General features: G+C 70.9%; 15 protein-coding genes. 7 read left to right on the top strand and 8 right to left on the bottom strand.

The annotated features are described in order from the left end of the window. Positions 1 to 102: 102 nt before the first annotated feature. Complete coding sequence (gene eccD, locus C8D81_RS09060) at positions 103 to 1,506, bottom strand: type VII secretion integral membrane protein EccD (protein ID WP_166646744.1); 1,404 nt, start codon at positions 1,504 to 1,506, stop codon at positions 103 to 105. Between the two features lie 120 nt (positions 1,507 to 1,626). On the opposite strand from eccD, the gene eccCa reads away from it, so the two are divergent. The 5 genes from eccCa to C8D81_RS09035 all read left to right on the top strand — a co-directional run bounded on the left by eccCa (position 1,627) and on the right by C8D81_RS09035 (position 10,892). Further along, positions 1,627 to 5,772, top strand: a complete 4,146-nt coding sequence (gene eccCa, locus C8D81_RS09055) for a type VII secretion protein EccCa (protein ID WP_133625952.1) — start codon at positions 1,627 to 1,629, stop codon at positions 5,770 to 5,772. 438 nt (positions 5,773 to 6,210) lie between these two features. Then, complete coding sequence (locus C8D81_RS09050) at positions 6,211 to 7,626, top strand: glucose-6-phosphate dehydrogenase (RefSeq protein ID WP_094430935.1); 1,416 nt, start codon at positions 6,211 to 6,213, stop codon at positions 7,624 to 7,626. 98 nt (positions 7,627 to 7,724) lie between these two features. Further along, entirely contained in the window at positions 7,725 to 8,429 is a 705-nt protein-coding gene (locus tag C8D81_RS09045; protein ID WP_208109197.1) for a FadR/GntR family transcriptional regulator, read from the top strand. Between the two features lie 112 nt (positions 8,430 to 8,541). After that, the gene (locus C8D81_RS09040) at positions 8,542 to 9,969 is read left to right on the top strand and encodes a sialate:H+ symport family MFS transporter (protein WP_208109196.1); all 1,428 of its coding nucleotides are present in this window, start codon (positions 8,542 to 8,544) and stop codon (positions 9,967 to 9,969) included. After that, positions 9,966 to 10,892, top strand: a complete 927-nt coding sequence (locus C8D81_RS09035; protein ID WP_094430933.1) for a dihydrodipicolinate synthase family protein — start codon at positions 9,966 to 9,968, stop codon at positions 10,890 to 10,892. The genes C8D81_RS09040 and C8D81_RS09035 overlap by 4 nt, the downstream gene beginning before the upstream one ends. A gap of 19 nt (positions 10,893 to 10,911) precedes the next feature. On the opposite strand, the gene C8D81_RS09030 is transcribed toward C8D81_RS09035, so the two are convergent. The 4 genes from C8D81_RS09030 to C8D81_RS09015 are packed head-to-tail and all read right to left on the bottom strand — an operon-like array spanning position 10,912 to position 15,218. After that, on the bottom strand, positions 10,912 to 12,174 hold the full coding sequence (locus C8D81_RS09030) for a S8 family peptidase (protein WP_166646743.1): 1,263 nt from the start codon (positions 12,172 to 12,174) through the stop codon (positions 10,912 to 10,914). 10 nt (positions 12,175 to 12,184) lie between these two features. Continuing rightward, a complete protein-coding gene (locus tag C8D81_RS09025; protein WP_166646742.1) occupies positions 12,185 to 13,588 on the bottom strand; it encodes a PepSY-associated TM helix domain-containing protein in 1,404 nt (467 codons plus the stop codon). Next, positions 13,585 to 14,235 carry a DUF5134 domain-containing protein gene (locus tag C8D81_RS09020; protein WP_133625951.1) on the bottom strand — a complete coding sequence of 217 codons (651 nt, stop codon included), beginning with the start codon at positions 14,233 to 14,235 and terminating at the stop codon, positions 13,585 to 13,587. The genes C8D81_RS09025 and C8D81_RS09020 overlap by 4 nt, the downstream gene beginning before the upstream one ends. A gap of 38 nt (positions 14,236 to 14,273) precedes the next feature. Continuing rightward, a complete protein-coding gene (locus C8D81_RS09015) occupies positions 14,274 to 15,218 on the bottom strand; it encodes an AraC-like ligand-binding domain-containing protein (RefSeq protein ID WP_166646741.1) in 945 nt (314 codons plus the stop codon). A 118-nt stretch (positions 15,219 to 15,336) separates the two neighbouring features. Here C8D81_RS09015 and C8D81_RS09010 point away from each other — a divergent pair, with 118 nt between their 5' ends. Then, on the top strand, positions 15,337 to 16,470 hold the full coding sequence (locus C8D81_RS09010; RefSeq protein ID WP_094357732.1) for an NAD(P)-dependent alcohol dehydrogenase: 1,134 nt from the start codon (positions 15,337 to 15,339) through the stop codon (positions 16,468 to 16,470). Between the two features lie 7 nt (positions 16,471 to 16,477). Here C8D81_RS09010 and C8D81_RS09005 read toward each other — a convergent pair whose 3' ends face one another. The 3 genes from C8D81_RS09005 to C8D81_RS08995 are packed head-to-tail and all read right to left on the bottom strand — an operon-like array spanning position 16,478 to position 19,643. Next, complete coding sequence (locus tag C8D81_RS09005; protein WP_094357730.1) at positions 16,478 to 16,927, bottom strand: BlaI/MecI/CopY family transcriptional regulator; 450 nt, start codon at positions 16,925 to 16,927, stop codon at positions 16,478 to 16,480. A 30-nt stretch (positions 16,928 to 16,957) separates the two neighbouring features. Next, the gene (locus C8D81_RS09000; RefSeq protein ID WP_094430924.1) at positions 16,958 to 18,346 is read right to left on the bottom strand and encodes a DUF1731 domain-containing protein; all 1,389 of its coding nucleotides are present in this window, start codon (positions 18,344 to 18,346) and stop codon (positions 16,958 to 16,960) included. A 34-nt stretch (positions 18,347 to 18,380) separates the two neighbouring features. Then, complete coding sequence (locus tag C8D81_RS08995; RefSeq protein WP_094430922.1) at positions 18,381 to 19,643, bottom strand: arginine deiminase; 1,263 nt, start codon at positions 19,641 to 19,643, stop codon at positions 18,381 to 18,383. A gap of 71 nt (positions 19,644 to 19,714) precedes the next feature. Here C8D81_RS08995 and C8D81_RS08990 point away from each other — a divergent pair, with 71 nt between their 5' ends. Then, positions 19,715 to 21,376, top strand: coding sequence for a hypothetical protein (locus tag C8D81_RS08990; RefSeq protein WP_133625949.1), 1,662 nt, complete (start codon positions 19,715 to 19,717; stop codon positions 21,374 to 21,376). Positions 21,377 to 21,382 lie beyond the last annotated feature (6 nt).

Raw genomic sequence — 21,382 nt, 5'->3', positions numbered from 1 at the left:
CCGTTGGCCCATAGCTGTTGGCCCATACCTGTTGATTGGCCCGGCGACTCGTCATCGTACCGCCGGACTCGGCCCCGGGGGCCGTGGCCATCCGTCGGGGGCTCAGCCGCCCAGTCCATACGCCCAGGAGTAGAGATCGAGGACGGCGAGCAGCAGCGGCAGGATCGCGATCACCGCGAGCCACTCGAAGATGTCACCCCAGCGGCCCCAGACCGGGGACAGCACCCGGTTCCAGCCGGTGGCGGCGTACTGGCTGCCGAACCAGACGCCGAGCGCGACGATCAGCAACCCGGCCAGTGCCCGGGACATCGGCGATTCCAGACCGGCGAGCCCGTCGATGGCCGCGCCGAGCGCCATCAGGGTGCCGGCGGCCAGCAGCGCCAGCCGCGCGGTCCGGCCGACGAAGGCCCGCGCGCGCAGCAGCAGCGCCAGCGCGCAGACCAGCACCAGCACCGTCGGTGCCCACCCGGTACCGAGCACCAGCACCGGCACCGACAGCACCGCCGCCGCCAACCCGGTACCGACCAGGAACGCGGTCAGGAACCGGTCCGCGGCGATCGCCCGGGAGACGATGTCGTGCTGCACCGGCTGCCGATCGGCCATCAGCGCTTCGGCGGTCGAGGGCAGATTCGGCATCGCCACCCCGGCCACCCGGAAGGCCAGCATCGGCAGCATCGAGGTCGCCGCCATCACGATCGCCAGCGCCACCGCCGCGGCATGCAGCTGCCGGTTCGGCAGCAGCACCGCGGCCATCGCCGCCAGCACCACCACGACCGCGGCACAGCTCACCCCGAGCAGCGGGTACGCCGTCACCTGGGTGCCCAACGCCATCGCCCCGGCCATCGCCAGGATCAGCGCCGCGGCCAGCAGCACCTGCACGCTCATATCGCCCCGCGGCAGCATCGGCGTACCCGGCAGCACCGCGAACCCGCCGATCCCGGCCAGCGCCACCGCCACCCAGGCCAGCGTCCCCGCGACCGCGGTCAAGCCGAAGGCCCGCGCCAGCAGCACCGCGGTGAACCCGCAGGCCAGCGCCAGCACCAGCACCGCGACCGCGACCATCCAGCCGGGGCTCGCGGCGACCGCGAAGCCGGGCAGCAGCACCGCCAGCAGCGCCACGAAGACCAGGGTGAACTTCCGGGAGTCGTTGTCGCTCCACCGCGGCTGGGTGCCGGTCGCTGTGGCGACCGCGTCCACCACGTCGTCGAAGGCGGCATCGGGCAGCGTCGCCTCCCGGTGCCGCAGATGCAGCGTCTCGCCGTCGCGCAGTTCCAGTTCGCCGATCGGCCGATCGGCGTCGAGCGGGTCCTCACCGAAACGCTGCAGCACCCACGACTGCACGGCCTCCTGGGCACCGCCGCCCTCGTAGCCGGAGAACCGGACGATGTTGGGCATCAACTCACCCAGGGTGGTGCCCGCGGGCAGCGCCAGGTCGATCCGCCGGGTCGGTGAGATCACCGTGACCCGGGCGACCTCCTCGGCGGCTTCGTCGGTTGCTGTGCTCACGAGCGTGAGAGTAGTGGTTGAAAGGCCCATTCAATAAGCGAGTCACAGGCACTCGACAGATGATTCGAGAACCAGTCGACTGATCGTTCGGCCCCTGTTCCGACTAGTCTGCGAACCACCATGGCGACCGTCACCTTCAACCGGCCGAAGCGCCCTAGCGGTCCCGCGATGCCGCGCGGGGACCTGCTGCTGGAGTCCCCGCCGGAGATCCCGCCGCCGTCCACCGGTGCCAACTGGGGAATGGTGCTGCGGATGCTGCCGATGCTCGCCGGTGCCGGCGCGATGGCGATGATGATGACCTCCACCGCCGGGGCCCGCGGGCCGCTCGGTGCGGTGATGGGTGGCATGTACGGCATCTCGATGCTCGGCATGATGCTCAGCCAGACCGGCCGCGGCAACGACGACCAGGCCCAGCAGCTCGACGCCGCGCGCCGCGACTACTTCCGCTATCTGGGCCAGATGCGCAAGCGGATCCGCGGTACCGCCGCCGAGCAGCGCCGCTCGACGCTGTGGATCCATCCCGACCCGGAGAACCTGTGGACCATCGCCGGCACCCGGCGGATGTGGGAGCGCCGCCCCGAGGACGGTGACTTCGGCTCGATCCGGATCGGGCTCGGCCAGCAGAACTTCGCCCAGCGGATCACCCCGCCGGAATCCAAGCCGGTGGAGGATCTGGAGCCGCTCACCGTCGGTGCGCTGCGCCGGTTCATGAACACCCACCGCCGGGTCACCTCGATGCCGATCTCGCTGGATCTGCCCTCCTACCGGATGGTGCAGCTGATCGGCGAGGAGGATGGCGCGCGCCGGCTGGCGTACGCGATGGTCTCCCAGATGGCCGCCTGGCATGCGCCGACCGAGTTCCGGATCCTGTTCTGCATCGCCCCGGAGAACCAGCGGCACTGGGACTGGGTGAAGTGGCTGCCGCACGCCCAGCACCCGGATCGCAACGACGGCGCCGGGGCGGTCCGGCTGTTCGCCAGCAGTGCCGCCGAGCTGACCCAGCTCGCCGAGGGGGCCGCCGGGTCGCTGAGCGATGACACGCTGCGCCACATCGTGGTCGTCGCCGACGGTGTCGACGGGGTGAACGCCGGCCAGTTCACCGCGCCCGGAACGACCGCGACCACCCTGGAGGTGTCCCGGGTCCGGGAGGCGCCGCGGCGGATCGAGCCGGGCACGATGGCGGTGGAGGTGCGCGAGGGTCAGCTGCACGCGCACCTGCGCCGCGGCAACCGGTTGCAGACCAGCGAGATCGGCCCGGCCGACCAGACCGCGATGGTGCACGCCGAGCTGCTGGCCCGCGCCCTGGCCCCGTTCCGGATGCCGATCGGTGCGGTCGTCGAGGACACCGGGGACATCGCCGATGCGCCCGTTTTCGAAGCACCGAAGGATTACCCGTCGATGGTCGGGGTCGGCGACCCGGCCATGCTGGACACCGCACGGGTCTGGAAACAGCGCCCGCTGCACCAGCGGCTGCGGGTGCCGATCGGCAACGGCACCAGCGGTCAGCCGGTAGAGCTGGACATCAAGGAGGCCGCGATGTCGGGCATGGGCCCGCACGGCCTGTGCATCGGCGCGACCGGTTCGGGCAAGTCGGAGTTCCTGCGCACCCTGGTGCTCGGGCTGTCGATGACCCATCCGCCGGACCAGCTCAACTATGTGCTCGTCGACTTCAAGGGTGGTGCCACCTTCGCCGGGCTGGAGGAGCTGCCGCACGTCTCGGCGGTGATCACCAACCTGGAGGGCGAGCTGACCCTGGTCGACCGGATGCAGGACGCCATCGGCGGTGAGCTGGACCGCCGGATGGAGGTGCTCTCGCAGACCAATGCCCAGTTGAAGAACCGCGACATCAAGAACCGCGAGGAATACGACCAGGCCCGCCTCGACGGGGCCGACATCCCGCCGATGCCGAGCCTGTTCATCGTCGTCGACGAGTTCTCCGAGCTGCTCACCGCACGGCCGGAGTTCATCGACCTGTTCATCCAGATCGGCCGGATCGGCCGCTCCATCGGCGTACACCTGCTGCTCGCCTCGCAGCGACTGGAGGAGTCCAAGCTCCGCGGGCTGGACACCTTCCTCTCCTACCGGATCGCGCTGCGCACCTTCTCCCCGCAGGAATCGCGGACGGTGATCGGCGTACCGGATGCCTACGAGCTGCCCAGCGCCCCCGGCAACGGCTATCTGAAATACGACACCACCAACATGGTGCAGTTCAAAGCGGCCTACGTCTCCGGGCCCTGGCAGGGCAGTGTCGCCCCGGTCCGCAGCCGCGCCGGGGACAGCCTGATCGACGCCGCCGACGAAGAGGAACCGAGCGATACCTGGATTCCGCCGGTGCTGGAGTTCACTCCGCGCGCGGTCGAGGTGCCGCGTCCGCCGGAGCCCGAACTGCTGCCGGCCCGGGCCGCCCGGATGGAGGAGACCGCGCCGCCACCGGATCTGGCCGCCGAACCCGAACCCGCCCCGGTCGCCACCGAGGACGACGAGGACGATGAGGAGACCCTGCTCAGCGTCGTCGTCGGTCGGCTCCGCGGGCAGGGCTGGCCGGCGCACAAGGTGTGGCTGCCGCCGCTGGACGTGCCGCCCACCCTCGATGAGTTGTACGCCTCCAGCTTCGGCGATGGGGGCCGACTGGTCGAGGTCGAGGGGCGTGGGCTGACGACCGGGGACTCGCGGATGTACGGGCGGTTGCAGGCGCCGATGGGGCTGATCGACCGGCCCCGGCAGCAGCGCCGCGATCCGATGTGGATCGACCTCGCCGGCGGCGGTGGCCACCTGGGTGTGGTCGGTGGCCCGCAGACCGGCAAGTCGACGGTGCTGCGTTCGACGGTGATGTCGATGGCGCTGCAGCACACCCCGGCCGAGGTCGGTTTCTACTGCCTGGACTTCGGCGGCGGTGCGCTCGCCTCGCTGCGCGGGTTGCCGCACGTCGGTTCGGTCTGTGGCCGGTTGGATGTGGACCGGGTGAAGCGGACGGTGGCCGAGCTGACCTCGTTGCTGTCGGCGCGGGAGACCCAGTTCGGTGAGCTCGGCGTCGAGTCGATGCAGGCCTACCGGCGGGGCCGCGCCCAGGGCAGCATTCCCCCCGATCGCTTCCCCAGTGACGTTTTTCTGGTCGTCGACGGTTGGATCACGCTGCGTCAGGAGTTCGAGGACCTGGAGTCCACGATCACCCAGCTGGCGCACCGCGGCCTGAGCTTCGGCATCCACGTGATGCTCTCGGGCGCCAAGTGGTCGGAGTTCCGGATGAACATCCGCGACCTGCTGCAGAGCCGGATCGAGCTCAAGCTCGGTGACAACTTCGAGTCCGAGATCAACCGCAAACTCGCCGCGAACGTGCCCGAGGGTCGGCCCGGCCGGGGCCTGTCCCGCGACGGTCTGCACTCGCTGGCCGCGCTGCCGCGGATCGACGGAAACCCTGATGTGGAAGAACTTTCCGACGGCGTACGTGCCGCGGTGCAGCAGATCGACGCGGCCTGGCGCGGGCCGAAGGCCGCCGAGGTGCGGATGCTGCCCGATGACCTCACCCCGGCCCAGCTGCCCGGCATCAGCCGCGACGAGACCGAGCGGGCGTTCCCGATCGGGGTCGACGAGCTGGAGCTGGCGCCGGTCTGGTTCGACCCGGCCTCCGAACCGCATCTGGTCGCCTTCGGTGCACCCGAGTGCGGCAAGTCGACGCTGATCCGCACGATCCTGGAGGGCATCACCACCCGGTACAGCTCCGAGGACGCCAAGATCCTGCTGCTCGACTATCGGCGCCAGCATCTGGGGTTGGTACCCGATGACTACCTGATCAGCTACTGCGCCTCCTCGCAGGCGGCGACCGACATGTCCAAGCATCTCGCCGAGGCGGTGCGGGTACGCCTGCCCGGCCCGGACGTCTCCCAGGAGGAGCTGCGGAACCGGTCCTGGTGGCAGGGCATGGAGATCTTCGTGGTGGTCGACGACTACGACCTGGTGGCCACCTCGATGAACAATCCGCTGCAGCCGTTCGCCGACCTGGTCTCCCAGGCCTCCGACATCGGCCTGCACATCATCATCGCCCGCGGTATGGGCGGTGCCGGCCGGGCGGCCTTCAGCGACGCGCTGATCGCCCGGATGAAGGACGGCCAGTCGCCGGGTCTGATCATGTCCGGTACCAAGGACGAGGGCCAGCTGCTCGCCGACGTCCGCCCGTTCCCGCTGCCCCCGGGCCGCGGCACCTTCGTCACCCGCGGCGGCAAGGTGCTCATCCAGACCGTGAACACCCCAGCCCCGGTCTTCGACTGACCGTTCATCGAGTAGTGGACCCGGCGGAGCCGGGCCCTTGCCCCACGTTCATCGAGTAGTGGACCCGGCGGAGCGCCAGCGGAGCCGGGGCCACGTGTCGAGATGAACCGCACGCGCCTACGCCGGCTGAGCGAGCGAGGAACGAGCGAGTCGAAGCCACCCGTTCCATCCTCGACGCCCAGTCGTGAAACCCCCGTACCGTGCGTGAAACCCCCACTGCAGCAGGGGTTTCACGCACGGTAAGGGGGTTTCAGCTGCCGGCCCGTCGTGCGGTCCAACCGATTGTGGTGGTTCATCTCGACACGGCCGCCATTGCTCCGCTTCGCTTCGCATGGCGGCCTACTCGATGGGCGTCCGGGTCGGCCGGCCATTGCTCCGCTTCGCTTCGCATGGCGGTCTGGTCGATGGGCGTTCCGACCGGCATGGAAAACTGCCGCCATGGCGACCGGTACCAAGGCGAAGAAGAAGACCGTCCAGAACGCGGACACCACGAAGTCGGCGACCCTGCTGATCCTCGGTGCGGCCGGTGACCTCACCCATCGGCTGCTGCTCCCCGGGCTGGCCAGCCTGCTCACCGCCGAGCGTGACCGGGACATCCGCGTCACCGGGGCCGACCGCGCCGATCTCAGCGCCGCGCAGTGGAAGGACCGCGTCAAGGATTCCTTCGCCAGCACCGATGCGCCGGCCCGGGTGACCACCGCGGTGACCCGGCGCACGGCGTACGTGCAGACCGACCTGCTCGACCCGGCCGCGCTCGCGGACCTGATCGGCCGGTGCGGCGACGGCCCGCTGGTGATCTTCTTCGCGCTGCCGCCGCAGATCTCGATGAAGGTCTGCGAACTGCTCCGCGACATCGACCTCCCCGCGGTCACCAGGCTCGCCCTGGAGAAGCCCTTCGGGGTGGATCGCGCGAGTGCGGAGGCGTTCAACACCCTGCTGCACCAGGTGGTGCCCGAGGAGCAGGTCTTCCGGCTCGACCACTTCCTCGGCCGCGCGACCGTGCTCAACCTGATCGGGCTGCGGTTCGCCAACCGGCTGCTGCAACCGGTCTGGAACGGCACCCACATCGAACGGGTGGAGATCGTCTACGACGAGGATCTGGCGCTGGAGGGGCGGGCGGGCTACTACGACGGCGCCGGTGCGCTGCGCGACATGATCCAGAGCCACCTGCTGCAGGTGATGGCGATGTTCGCCCTGGAGTCGATCGCGGTCCTGGACGATCAGGAGCTGAGCGACCAGAAGGCGCAGGTGCTGCGCGCCACCAGGCTGTGGGGGAACTCGCCGAAGCGGTCCTCGCGCCGGGCCCGCTACACCGCCGGCAGCATCGGCCGACGCAAGCTCCCCGACTACGCCAAGGAGGACGGCGTCGATCCCACCCGCGAGACCGAGACGCTCGCGCAGGTCACCGTCGCGATCGAGAACAACCGCTGGGCCGGGGTGCCGTTCGTGCTGCGCAGCGGCAAGGCGCTGGGCACGCCCTGCAAGAAGATCATCGTGACCTTCCGCGATGTGGCCCATCTGCCGGACGGGTTCATCGACGACACCACCGGCGCCGACACCCTGGTGCTCGACCTCAAGTCCGGTGAGGTGTCGCTGAGCCTGACGATGAACGCCGAGGGCGATCCCTTCGATCTGGAGCAGAAGACGCTGACCGTCACCCTCGCGCCGGCCGATCTGCTGCCCTACGGGGAGATCCTGGCCCAGATCTTCGACGGCAGCCAGCTGCTCACCGTCCGCGGCGACGCCGCGGTCGAGTGCTGGCGGATCGTCGAGCCGGTGCTGAACGCCTGGGCGGCGGGCAAGGTGCCGCTGGAGGAGTACGCCGCCGGCTCGGCCGGGCCGGAGGGCTGGTAGCACGAGCGAGACGAAGCCACGGTCCCGTCGACTCGTCGCGGCGCTCCTCGCTCAGGGAACGTGAGGGAGGGGCGCGGGGTCGCGGCTAGGCTGAGCGTGTGAGTGCCGACCGCCGCACCGCGCGGCCCCTGCTGCAGGAGCAGGTGCGCTCGCTGCTGACCGACTACATCGTCGAGCACGGCCTGGGGCCCGGTGACCCGCTGCCCACCGAGCAGGAGTTGATGCGCGAGTTCGGCGTCGGCCGCAACGTGCTGCGCGAAGGGCTGAAGGCGCTGCAGGCGCTCGGCATCGTCGAGGTCCGCCACGGTTACGGCACCTTCGTCGGCAACGCCGGCCTCACCGCGCTGGAACGCGGGCTGCATTTCCGGGCCGCGATGTCGCTGCGCGCCGGGCTCGGGGAACTGCGGGATCTGCTCGATGTCCGGGAGGCGCTCGAGGTGGGGCTCGCGGCCCGGGTGGTGGCGGCCGTCGACGACGCCCAGTTGGCGGCCCTCGAGGAGATCGTGCAGGGCATGCAGCGCGCGGCGGCGGCCGGTGACTATTTCCCCGAGCTCGACTGGCGATTCCACGAGACCCTGTACGCCCCGCTGGGGAATGCGCTGGTGACCGATCTGCTGCGCGTGTTCTGGCGGGTGTTCGGCGATGTCGAGGCCCAACTGCCCGGTGCCAGATACACCCCGGTGGCCGCCGCCGGCTGGCACGCGGGAATCCTGGCGGCCGTCCGGCAGCAGGATGTCGGGGCCACCCAGCGGGCCGTCGCGACGCACTTCGCCGACATCCGGGAGCGGCTCGGCCGCGCCTGATGGTTGCGGTTCACCCAGCAACGGGGTTACCGTCATAGGACATGGGACGTCCTATCTTCGGGGGGCGTACGGGAGGCGGGGCCCGACCCCGCGATGGACGACGGGAGCTCACGTGGCAACGACGCCAACCCAGCAGAGCGGTCTGCGCTCGCTGCAACCCCAGCAGTGGCGGTCCTTCTTCGCCGCCTGGCTCGGTTATTTCCTCGATGGATTCGACTTCATCCTGATCACCCTGGTGCTCACCGAGATCGCCGAGGAATTCCAGCTCGACCTGCCGACCGCGGCCACCCTGGTCAGCGCGGCCTTCGTCTCCCGCTGGTTCGGCGGCCTGGTGCTCGGCGCGATCGGCGACCGGTTCGGCCGCAAGCCGGCGATGATCATCAGCATCTGGTGCTTCGCCGTCGGCAGCCTGCTCTGCGGTTTCGCCTGGGGTTACTGGTCGATGTTCGCCTTCCGGGCGCTGGTCGGCATCGGGATGGCCGGCGAATACGGATCCAGTGCCACCTTCGCGATGGAGTCCTGGCCGCAGGCACTGCGCAACCGCGCCTCCGGCATGCTGCTCTCGGCGTACCCGGTCGGTGTGGTCGTCGCCAGCCTGCTGTACGCGGTGATCGTGCCCTCGCTCGGCTGGCGCTGGATGTTCTACATCGGCATCCTGCCGGTCGTGCTCGCACTGGTCATGCGCCGCTCGCTGCCCGAGGCCGCGGAATGGCAGCGCGAGGTCGGGGAGCGGGCCGAGGCGACCACCTTCCAGATCCTGTTCGGCACCCGGCAGCGCGCCCTGCTGAACACCGTCATCGGCATCGTCATCGCCGTCTGCCTGGTGCTGGTCTTCTCCAAGGCCGCCGGGCCCGCCACCTGGCTGCTCGCGATCATCGTCGGTGCGGGCTTCATCGCCTACCTGGTGCAGATGGCCGGCCGGCTCTGGCCGATGACGGTCGCCCTGGTGGTCACGGTGTTCGCGGCCTTCCTCTACTCCTGGCCGATCCAGTCGCTGCTGCCCACCTATCTGAAGACCGACCTCGGCTACAACCCGGCCGCCGTCTCGACGGTGCTGCTCTGGGCCGGGCTCGGGTACGCGGCCGGTTCGGTCGCGGCCGGCATGCTCGGCGACCGGATCGGCACCCGTCGGGCGTACCTCACCGGGCTGCTGGTCTCGCTGCTGGTGATCGCACCGGTGTTCCTGATCGGCGGTTCGAGCTTCGTGCTGCTCTCGGTGCTGCTGTTCGCGCTGCAGTTCACCAGCCAGGGCATCTCCGGGCTGCTGCCGAAGTTCATCACCGACCATTTCCCGACCCGGCTGCGTGCGGCCGGCCTGGGTCTGACCTACAACATCGGCGCCCTCGGCGGGGCACTGGCCCCGGTCATCGGCGCCACCCTGGCCCAGCGCTTCGGCGGCCTGGGGACCGCGCTGATGGTGCTGGCGATCGCGTTCACGATCGTGGTCGCGGTGTTCGTCGGCTTCAACGTCCCGGCCCGGATCGGCAAGGCGCTGCGCGTCGAGTCCGATGCCCCGGCCCTGCAGGAGGGCGCCCGATGACCGAGGCACTGCGCGGTGTGGTGACCCCGCTGGTCACCCCGCTGACCGACACCGGCGAGCTCGATGAGGACGCGCTCGGCCGGGTCGTCGACGAGCAGCTCGGCGCCGGCGCCCGGGCGGTGTTCGTCGGCGGATCGACCGGTGAGGTCGCCCTGCAACCCGATGCGGTACGCCGCCGGGTGGTCGAGGTCGCCGTCGCGGCGGCCGCCGGTCGGGCCCCGGTGATCGCGGGCGCGATGGACACCGGCACGCTGCGCGTCATCGACCACGCGGTCGCGGCCGTCGCGGCCGGGGCCGCGGCGGTGGTCGCGGCCCCGCCGTTCTACATCGCACCCGGGGTGGCCGAGGTGGTCCGACACTACGAGCTCATCGCCGCCGCGGTGGAGGTGCCGGTGGTCGCCTACGACATCCCCGCCGCCACCCATTCACCGCTGCCGCTCGCGGCCCTGGCCCGACTCGCACAGCAGGGTACGATCGCGGCCTTCAAGGACTCCAGTGGTGACCTGGCCGGCTTCCGCCGTGCGCTCGCGGCGCTGCGGGGGACCGGGGTCACCGCCTTGACCGGCTCCGAGGTCTTCGCCGATGTCGCCGTCCAGCTCGGTGCGAGCGGCATCGTACCCGGCCTGGGCAATGTCGACCCGAACGGTTACCCCGCGATCCTCCGCGCCGTCGAGGCCGGTGACCCGGCCGCCGCGGCCGCCGAACAGGAGCGGCTGATCGCGTTGTTCGCGATCATCGATGTCGCCGACCGATCCCGGATCGGTTTCACCGCCGGCGCCCTCGGCGCCTTCAAGGCAGCGATGTGGCTGCGCGGCGTGCTCGACTCGCCCCGCACCTTCGCACCGCTGAGCCCGCTGACCGATGCGGAGATCGACCGGATCCGGGAGATCCTGATCCGCGCGGGGCTCACGGTGGTGCGCTGAGGAGCAGCGCCGATGCGGGTCAGGCCTTCCAGCCGCGCCGTTTGCCCGAGGGATAGGCCGCGAACAGGGCGGTGGCCAGCCCGACCCCGACCAGGGCGGCCAGGCCGAGCGCGACCGCCAGCTTCCCGCCGCCGGTGGTGCTCGCGGCCTTCGTCGGATCGGGGGCGCGGCCGGCGACCGGCGGGGGAGTCGGCCCCGGCGTACCGAAGTCGACGTCGGTGAGCGCCCGGTAGGGGTTCACGATCCCGAAGCCGAGCTGCTTGTCCGGTGCGGTCGCAGCCGGCGGGTCGGCGCTGGCCTGCAACCGCCGCTTCACCTCGGCCGGTTTCAGACCGGGATCGCGCTCCAGCATCAGCGCGACCGTCGCCGACACCAGCGGCGCGGCATAGGAGGTGCCGTCCACCATCTCCCAGGACTGGCCCTGCGGCCCGGACGGGTTCGCCGCGAGCACCTTCACCCCCGGCGCCCCGACGGCCACATGCAGATCCGGGTTGAACTGTGACTGCGGATGCGGCTGGTCGTTGATGTCGCTCATCCCGACCGCGATCACATCGCGATAGCTCGCCGGATACGGCGGTCTGGGCTCCCCGCCCCGGTTGCCGGAGGCCGCCACCACCACGATCCCGGCCCCGATCGCCTCATTGATCGCCTGCCGGTATTCGTAGGAATCGCTGCCCTGCTGGGAAATGTTGATGATGTCCACGCGCAGCTCGATCGCCTTGCGGACCGCATTGATCGTCGGCTGCAGCGGTTCGGACTCCTGCTGCTGACCCGGCGTACCGACACTGCCGGCGGTCTGCTGCAGCGCCCGCAGCGAGATCACCTCCGCATCGGGGGCGAGCCCGCTGAAACCCTTGCCGTCCGGGCGCCCGACGATCAGCGAGGTGACCCGGGTGCCGTGCGCGCAGTCCGCCCTGCGTTCACTGCCCGAGCCCTTGGACTTGTCGTAACCGGCGAAGTTGTACGCCTGGCTGACCACCGGCCGGCCCTCGCGCTGCAGCTCGGGATTGCGGGAGGTGTCCACCCCGGTGTCGATCACCGCGATCCGGACCCCCTTGCCGGTCGCCAACTGGTTCACCCGCTCGACCTGCAGCCGCTGGGTGGCCCAGTGCGCGTTCTCCACCTGGCTCGGGTCGTTGGGGACGAAGTCACCGCAGAGGGTGGCGTCGAAGGGTTCGCCCTCGCCGTCGGCGGCGTACGCCGGTTGCGCGCCCTGGGCGAGCAGCAGTGCCACCGCGGCGGCCCCGAGCAGCCGCCGGCCGAGGGATCGGAAGGATGGCACGGGCGCCACCCTACGACCCGGTCGGGCCAGCTCTCCGGGTCGCCTGCCAGACGGCGTCGATCCCGCAGAACAGCAGCAGCGAACCGCCGAGCACCGGGAACGCCACCCCCACCGCGATCGCCACCAGCACCATCGTGACCAGCGCGATCCGGCTCGGTGCCCGGCCCGCCCCCGGTGGTCCGGGCAGGCGTGCCCCGGTGCCGCGGGTCGGGCGGCGCAGCCACCACATCCGGTACCCGATCAGCACCGCGGCGATGATGCCGACCGCGATCAGTGCCAGCGCGATCTGGTTCGGCACGCCGAAGAGCAGCCCCATGTGGGTGTCGATGGCCAGATTGGCGAGCTGGGCCATCACCGGCCAATCGGCGAAGTCGATCCGATTCAGCACGGTCCCCGACTGCGGATCGACCGCCATCGAATCCTGCGCGACCGGCCAGGAACGCTTGGTCTGGCTGACCTTCCAGGCTGCGCCGGAGCTCGGGACGCTCACCTCCACCGGGCCGTCCAGGCCGGCGGTACGGGCCGCGGTCAGCACCCGCTGCACGGCGGCCGGCTGATCCTCGGCCGCGACCGGTGCGGCGGTGCTCGGCAACCCCTTGGTCACCGACGGTGCCTGCCAGCTGAGGGCACTGCGCACCTCGCTGACGGTGGCACCGGCATAGGTCGACCAGGTCATCCCGGTCGCGGAGAGGAACAACATGCCGAGCAGCGCCCAGACGCCGATGCTGCCGTGCCAGCTGAGCAGGCGGCCCCGGCCCTTCCCACCGCGCGGCATCAGCAGGCGGCGCAACCGGCCCGGTCCGCCGGCATCCCGGCGTGCCTTCCGGGCCCGCGCCCACCAGAGCAGCAGGCCGCTGAGCGCCAGCACCCACAGCCAGCTCGCGGCCAGCTCGCTGTAGATCCGGCCGGGTTCGCCGAGGTGCAGGTTGCGGTGCAGATCGTCCAGCCAGGCGCGGACCGGCAACCACTCGCCATAGGTGTCCAACACCCCGCGCGACCGGCCGGTGTAGGGGTCGATGAACGCGGTCCGGGTGTAGCCCTCCGCCGTCTCGGGGCTGGCGAACACCACCCGGGTGGTGCCGTCGGCGCTGCTCGGCGGCCGGACCGACTTCAGGGTGCCCTCCGGCACCGCGGCCTGCGCCGCCGTCACCTGATCGGCCAGCGGCACGGCACGGGTGCCCACCGCCGGTACCCGGAGCTGCTCTGCGTGCACCGACGACTCCAGCTGCGGGGCGATCGTGTAGAGCAGCCCGGTCACCGCCGCGACCAGCAGGAACGGCCCGACGAACAGGCCGACATAGAAGTGCAACCGCAGCAGCAGCGGCCGGAAACCGGCCAGCCACCAGCGATCCGCGGTGCGGGTGGTGGGGGTGTCGGCGGCTCGGCTGGTCTGATCGGGATCGACGACGCTCACCGCATGACCACCAGCATCGCGGCCATCCCGCCGGTCATCGCCGCGTGACAGATCCGGTGCGACCAGTCATCACCGGCGCGCAGTTCGCGGGCCCGGTGCCGGTGCACCAGCCAACCGATCGCGGTCAGCACCAGCAGGCCCGCCAGCACCAGGGTGACCACGGTCATCCAACCGGGCGTACCCATCGGCATCTCCATCGGCGGCATCGCACCGCCCGGCGCGGGCTCCGCACCGCCCCCGTGGCCGGCATGCTGGCCCGCCGCGGCGGGGTCGGTGGTGGCCGTGCCGTGGCCCATCAGCCAGGGCATCGCGACCAGCATCCAGATCATCGCGACATTGCCGATCAGATGGGCGGCCATCGCGATCCGGGTGCCGCGGGCCAGCTCCGGCCGGGTGGCGTGACGCAGCAGCGCCAGCCCGAACAGTCCGAGCGCGGCCACCTGCACCGCGGTACCGAGGCCGCCGGGCATCCACCAGACCATCGCCACCATCAGCACGCTCATCACCAGATGGTTCAGCTCGACCACCTGCCCACCGGGTCCCTCCGCGCGCGGCCGGGACGCGAGCCGGACCAGTTGCAGCAGGGCGTACGCCGCCGTGCCGCAGAACAGCAGGGTCAGCACGATCGACCAGGGAGCGGGAAGCACGCCCCAATTTCTACAAGACGTAGAACTCTGTGTGCAACTCAGGGCGCCCCATGCTGCGCGCGGTAGTCGGAGGGTGAGACCCCGTACTCGCGCTTGAACGCCCGGGAGAGCCAGGCCTGGTTCCAGACACACCAGCGGGCCGCCAGCCCCGCGATGGTGGTGTGCCGCAGCACCGGGTTCTCCAGATCGCGGCGGATCGCGTCCAACCGCGAGCGCCGGATCTCCTCGGCCACAGTACTGCCGCTGCCCTCGAACGCACGATGCAGACTGCGGGCGGAGAGATGGCACGCGGCGGCCACGGAGGCGGGGGAGAGCTCCGGATCGGCCAGTCGGGCACGGATCTGCTGGACGGCCAACGCCCGTATCGCGGTCCTGGCATCCGTGGTCGCGGTGGTCACCGCACCCGCCAGGGCCCCCTCCAGCAGGGCCAGGCCGGCATCGCGGATCCGGGTGCCCTCCGCCGCCGTGCCCGGGTCCGGCTGCTGGGTGCCGGCCCGCAGGTATCCGGTCAGCAGGGCACCGGCGCCGCGGGTCGCGTCGTGCGGCCGGGACCGCAACCGGTCGAACTCGCGCTGGGGAATGGGCAGCAGCGCCCGCGGCACCGTCATCACCAACGTGTGCCAGGGCCCGAACGCGGTCAGCGAGTAGGGCCGGCTGGTGTCATAGATCGCGAACTCCCCGGGCCGGATCTCCACCTGGGTCTCGGCCTGATCGACGATCGCGCGGCCCCGCAGCGACAGCGAGAGTTTCAACAGGTGTACGCCGGCCCGGCGGGCCGAACCGGGCGAGCGGTGCACGGTCTGCGCACTGCTGGCCAGATCGTAGAGTCCGACGTCGTCGAATCGGCGACCGGTCAGCCGACCCGTGACCGGCCCGTCGTCGCCGTCCAGTGGGCGCGCGCGCAGGCCGTCGAACGCCTGCGCGATCGTCGCCTGCCAGTCACTCGCGACCTCGGTGTCGCGGATCGGGTCATTGGTGCCCATCGCTGCCCCCTCCGCTGCCCGACCGGGGCAGCGTACAACCGCGTCCTGGCGCGCAACGGCAACGCCCATGGCGCGCACAGCGAAGCCCCCGCGGGCCGAGGGGCCGAGCATGGGCCCCATGCAGATCAGCGCAGCCCTCGTCGATGAGGTCAACGGCCCGTTCACCGTCCGCGACATCGAACTGGATGATCCCGGTCCGGGTGAGGTGCTGGTGCGGGTGGTCGCGAGCGGGGTCTGCCACACCGATGAGAACACCCGCCGCGGCAACATGCCGATGCCCCTGCCGGGGGTCCTGGGGCATGAGGGCGCCGGGGTGGTGACCGCGGTCGGGGCGGGGGTCGACAGTGTCGCCGTCGGCGATCGGGTGGTGCTGGGCTGGCCGTTCTGCGGCGGATGCGCGAACTGTCTGGCCGGTCAACCGCGCTACTGCGAACGGGTCGGTGAGGCGGTGGTCGGCGGGCACCGGCTGCTCGGCCCGAAGGCTGGGCAGAGCGGTTACCGGCGCGCCGACGGTACGCCGGTGGCCGGCCACTTCTTCGGCCAGTCCTCGTTCGCCACCCACTCGCTGGCGCAGGCCAACGCGGTGGTCCGGGTGCCCGAGGAGATTCCGCTGGAACTCGTCGGGCCGTTGGCCTGCGGCATCGCCACCGGCGCGGGCGCGGTGCTCAACACCGCCCGCCCGCAGGTCGGTGCGAGCCTGGTCGTCTACGGTGCCGGTGCGGTCGGTCTGGCCGCCGTGATGGCCGCCACCAACACCCCGGCGACCCGGATCGTCGCGGTGGACGTGCACGACTCGCGGCTCGAGCTGGCCCGGCAGTTCGGAGCCACCGACACCATCAACTCCACCGGGGTGGAATCGGTGAGCGAGGCGGTGCGGGAGCGGCTCGGCGCTCCGGCCGACTTCGCCCTGGACTGCACCGGCATCATCTCGGTGGTGGAGCAGACGATCGCCACCGTCGGCATGCGTGGCACCGCGATCCTGATCGGCGGCGCCCCGGCCGGTGCCACCTTCACCACCGACCACTTCAGCACCGTCTTCGGCAAGCGCATCGTCGGCGTACTCGGCGGGGAGGGCCGCTCCCACGTGCTGATCCCGGCGCTGATCGAGCTGTATCGCCAGGGCCGGTTCCCGTTCGACAGGTTGATCCAGTACTACGACTTCGACCAGCTCGAGGAGGCCATCGCGGCCAGCCATCGCGGTGAGGTGATCAAACCGGTCGTCCGGATCTCCCCGGAGGAGCAGCCCGGCTGACGCCGGATCAGTGGTGGTGGTGAACGGTCCCGGGGTGGGCGGTGCAGGCGGTCGGATCCCCGGTACCGCGGCAGGCGCAGTCGGCGGGGCAGCCGCATTCCGGGCCACAGGCGCAGCGGGTCAGCAGCGCGGTGCTGAGCAGGCTCGCCTCGGCCGGGTTCACACTGTCCACGAACCGCGACAGCGCGCGATGCGAGTCACCACCGGTGTGCAGCGCCTCCAGCATCACCTTGGCGACCGTCTCCTCCCGGCTGCGGGTGGTGCGGTGCCGGTACGCCCGGCCGTGGCGTTCGCGGTCCACCTCACCCTCGGCGCGCAACCGGTCCAGCACGGTGATCACCGTGGTGAGCGCCAGCTCCCGGTCGGCCAGCAGCTGCTGCACCTCGGCCGCGGTCAGCCCGTCGGGGTATTCCCACAGCAGGTCGAGGACGGCACGTCGCAGATGATCGCGGGGCACTCCCGTCTCCTCTCCGCTGGCGGGCTCTGCTCAGCTCAGGATCTCATCGAGGGCCGGGCCGAGTTCGGGTTGGTCGAACCGGAATCCTACCTCGGCGAGCACCGTCGAGGTGACGTGCCGACCGGTCAGTGCGAGCGCCGGATCGGTGCGGATCACCTTCGCGCCCACCTTCAGCAGCGGTCCCGGGGTCGGGATGCCCAGCCCGGCGGGTGCCAGCCGCTCGCGCAGCAGCCGCATCAGTTCGGCATTGCCGACCGGATTCGGGGTGGCGGCGACCACCACCCCCGACGGCAGGTCGACCGGGCCCAGGCCGAGCGTGGAGCGGGCGATCGCCAACCAGTCGTCCAGCTCGATCCAGGAGAACCACTGGTCACCGGCGCCGACGGTGCCACCGGCGCCCAACGCCGCGAGCCCGGCGAGCCGGTCGAAGGCCGGGCAGTCCTGGGCCAGCACGATCGAGGTGCGCAGCCAGACCAGGTGGTCGGCGTTCGCGTCGTCGGCGGCCCGCTCCCACGGTGCGGCCACCCCGGTCATCTGCGGCAGCGCCGCCTCACCGGTCGGCAACGGGCTGGACTCGTCGAGCCGGGCATCCCCGGCATCGGACCAGATCGCGGTGGTGGAGGCCTGCAACCAGTGCCGCACCCGATGCTCCCTGGTCGCGGTGACCAGGGCCCGGGTGGCGTCGACCCGCGAATCCCGCAGCGCGGCGACATTGGCCGCGGTCGGTGGGCAGTCGACGAGCTTGCCGGCCAGGTTCACCACATCCAGTGGGCGGCCGGTTGATCCGGTGTCGAACACCTGGGTCCACTCACCGGTACCGCTGCGCGCGTCCCAGCGCTGCTGTGCGAACGGCAGCCCGGCACCCGGTTCGGTATCGGGGGAGATCCGGCGGGTGAGCAGCACCACCTCCTGGCCGCGGCAGACCAGATCGGCGGCCAGCGCCCGGCCCAGGAATCCACTGCCGCCGGCGATCACCACCCGCGCGGCGTCGGGGTGCACCTCGCCACCGGCCAACCGGTGGAGCCGGACCGCGTCCAGCCCGAACTGCTGCGCCGAGGGCCGACCGGCCAACCGGGAGAACAGCGGAGCCGCGGTCCCGGTGACGGTGACCTGCTGGGTCAGTCGGCAGCCGATCTCGCTCGGCTCCAGCGACCAGCGGAACCGATGCATGCCGCCGGCCGGTTGTGGCTGCTCCAGCTCCAGGGCGCGGTCACCGCGCTCGATCCGGAACGCGCCGGCGGTCCGGGCATGCACCTGGTTCGCCCAGCCGCGCGGGCGGTAGTGGCCGTGCACGTGGTCGACCAACTGCACCGTGGCGAAGAAGTGGTGCCACTCGGGCAGTCGTTCGGGATCGTCGAGGACCGCCCGGACGGCATCGATCGGGAGGGCGAGTTCGATGGATTCGGTACGCGACCACATGGGTTCAGTGTTCCGCAGCTGGGGTCCCATTCGCTCAGCCGGCGTTGCCCAGGTCGGTGCGCACGATCGGGCAGGACATGCAGCGCGGGCCGCCCCGGCCCGAGCCCAGCTCGGACCCGGCGATCCGCAGCACCTCGATGCCGGCGTCCTCGAGCCGGGCATTGGTCTCGGTATTGCGTTCGTAGGCCACCGCGACCCGCGGCGCCAGCGCCAGGGTGTTGTTGCCGTCGTCCCACTGCTCGCGCTCCGCGGTCACCGGATCCAGCCCGGTGTCGATCAGGTGCAACCGATCGATGCCCATCGCGGCCGCGGCGATCTCGAGGAACGGGCCCGGTTCGCCGACCACCAGATCACCGGCCTCACCGGGGCGTACCTCCAGGGCGGTCAAGGTGTCGGCGACGTTCGGATACATCAGCAGGGTGTCGGTGTCGACCATCGTGCAGATGGTGTCCAGGTGCATGGTGGCCCGCCGCTGATCGATCGGTACCACCACGATCCGCCGGATCAGACCCAGCTCGAAGACCGCCCGGGCCAACCGCTCCACCCCGGCCGGGCTGGTCCGCTCACCGACGCCGACGGCCAGCACACCCTCGGCCAGCGCCAGCACGTCGCCACCCTCCAGATGCTCCGAATCCCAACCGTGCAAGGGCGAGATGCCACCATCGCGCAGCCCGGCGAACCGCGGATGGAAGTCATAGAGCAGCCCGGTCAACCGGGTCTCCCGCGCCCGCGCCGGCATCGCCAGCGAGGTCACCACCGGCCGGTCGCCGACCCAGGTGGAGGAGTCCCGGGTGAACAGCAGGTTCGGCAGCGGGTTGATCACGAACTCCTCCGGCTGCTTCAGCGCGGTGACCAGGGTGCGCACCCCGGTGACCTCGTCGTTGCGCAGCCCGGCGACCAGGATCTCGGTCAGCTCGGCGGGGGAGAGGTCGGCGAGCCGTTCGGTCAGGTAGCGCTGCAGCTGCGCGCCCATGTGCAGGTCGTCGCAGGTCATCGCGATCGCCCACCGGCGGGCCTCGGGATCGGTCCAGGTCTCGGTGAGCAGATCGGTCAACCGCAGCACCTCGACACCGCGGCCGGTGAGCAGCTCGGCGAACGCGTCGTGTTCTTCCTGGGCGCGGTCCACCCACGGGATCGCGTCGAAGAGCAGGTCGTCGTTGTTGCGCGGGGTGAGCCGGCGCAACTCGTTGCCGGGCCGGTGCAGCAGCACGGTCTGCAGCGGGCCGACCTCGGAGCGTACGCCGGGGGCCGCGGCGGGAGTGCTGTCCGGGATGCTGGTGAGGGTGGAGTCGACCATGCGCGCGAGCGTACGGCATGCGCGGCGCCGGAAAAGGTGCGTAATGGGCGAGAACGGATAACCTTGCGCCCGTGACCCGGACCGTCGACACACCCAGCGCGCCCCCCGGTGAGGAACCAGCTGGCTCCTCACCGACCCGCGCATCGGTGCCGAAGCGGTTCTGGGCGGCGGTGCGCCAGCTGGCCGAGGCCCCCGCCGACACCCCCTGGCACCGTAGCCCCCGGCTGGCCCTGCTGCTGATCGCCGGCTCGACGGTGCTGACGATGTTCGTCGGCTTCCTCGGCCCCTCGGTGACCACCCTCACCCTGGGTCCCCGGGAGACGCTGATGCCCTCCTGGTACCTGCCGGGGATGCTGGAGCCGAACCCGTGGCTGGTCGCGTTCCTGGGTTATGTGATCGTGCTGATGGGTGTGGCCGGCACCTGGATCGGGTTGCGCGCACTGGCCGTCGGCTGGGCGCCCCGGGTCCGCAACCTCTACATCGGCGGCGTCCTGCTGAACCTGCTGACGATCCTCACCCCGCCGCAGACCTCGGCCGACACGTTGATGTACGCCGCCTACGGCCGGTTGGCGAAGCTCGGCTTCGATCCCTATGTGACCTCCCCGGCGGAGGTGTTCCGGCAGTTCTATGACCCGGTGCTGCGCTGGACCGAGCGACCCTGGCAGGACACCGTCGAGGTCTACGGCCCGCTGCTGCACTGGCTCAACTACTTCGCGAACGTGCTCGGCGGGGACAACCTGCACGACATCGTCTTCTGGCTGCAGCTCTTCTGCGCCCTCGGCTTCATCGGCGCCTGCTCGGTGATCATCTGGATCGCGCGCGGCAACCCCTATCTGCAGCGCCGCGCGATCCTGTGGACGCTGGCCTCCCCGGCGATGATCTGGGCGGTCGTCACCGGCGCCCACAACGAGGGCATCTCGATCTTCTTCGCGATGGCCGCGTTCCTGTTCATCCGGCGCCACCCGTTCCTGACCGGCCTGCTGATCGGCATCGCCTGCACCGGCAAGGCGACGGTCGGCATCTACGGCCTGGCGATGGCCTGGGCGTACCGGCGGGAGATCAAGAAACTCTTCCTCTCGGTGCTCGGCGCGGCCATCCCGAACGTGATCGTCTACATCTTCCTCTATCCGCGGGCGCTGGAACTGGCGTCGAAGAACGCCTCCTACGTCGCCGGCTCGTCCTGGATCCATCCGGTACGCCGGCTCCTCGAGCCGTTCCTGGACGGCGATGTGGTCGCCTCGATCGTCAGCGTGCTGTCCTGGGGTTCGGCGGTGCTGCTGTGCTGGATGCTGTCGCGGGTGCTGCCCTGGCGGGCGCTGCCCGGGGCGCCGAAGGGGGTCGGCCCGGAGCGGGATCCGCTGGCCGTCGCGATCCGCACCAGCGTCTGGCTGGCCGCCGGCTGGGTGATCACCTCCTCGTATTCGCTGGCCTGGTACGACCTGATCTACTTCCTGCCGATGGCGCTGATCGGGGCCACCAAGCTCGACCTGATCGGGCTCTTCCGGGTCACCGTGCTGAACCTGGCGTACGTGCTCGGCCGGGTGATCGCCTACCCGCCGCTGATGTCGGCGGCGAACCAGCGGCTCCGCGAGATCTTCTCCACCTCCGCAGCGATCGGTGTGATCGTGATGGTGGTGCTCTGGTGGCACGAGCACGGTCTCAAGGTCGGCAGCCACACGAAGTCCCCGCACGTCAGCGACGAGACCGACGAACCGGCCCGGGCCAACAGCTGAGGTCAC

The organism is Enemella evansiae (assembly GCF_004362375.1).
Taxonomy (GTDB): Bacteria; Actinomycetota; Actinomycetes; order Propionibacteriales; family Propionibacteriaceae; genus Enemella; species Enemella evansiae.
This window is presented reverse-complemented; position numbering and strand designations above follow the sequence as displayed.

What these genes read in the sequence shown, in the direction of transcription:
- C8D81_RS09000 (WP_094430924.1), bottom strand. Translation starts at nt 18,346, where the DNA reads ATGTGGTCGCGTACCGAATCCATCGAACTCGCCCTCCCGATCGATGCC.
- C8D81_RS09035 (WP_094430933.1), top strand. Translation starts at nt 9,966, where the DNA reads ATGACCGAGGCACTGCGCGGTGTGGTGACCCCGCTGGTCACCCCGCTG.
- C8D81_RS09010 (WP_094357732.1), top strand. Translation starts at nt 15,337, where the DNA reads ATGCAGATCAGCGCAGCCCTCGTCGATGAGGTCAACGGCCCGTTCACC.
- C8D81_RS09050 (WP_094430935.1), top strand. Translation starts at nt 6,211, where the DNA reads ATGGCGACCGGTACCAAGGCGAAGAAGAAGACCGTCCAGAACGCGGAC.
- C8D81_RS09015 (WP_166646741.1), bottom strand. Translation starts at nt 15,218, where the DNA reads ATGGGCACCAATGACCCGATCCGCGACACCGAGGTCGCGAGTGACTGG.
- C8D81_RS08995 (WP_094430922.1), bottom strand. Translation starts at nt 19,643, where the DNA reads ATGGTCGACTCCACCCTCACCAGCATCCCGGACAGCACTCCCGCCGCG.
- eccCa (WP_133625952.1), top strand. Translation starts at nt 1,627, where the DNA reads ATGGCGACCGTCACCTTCAACCGGCCGAAGCGCCCTAGCGGTCCCGCG.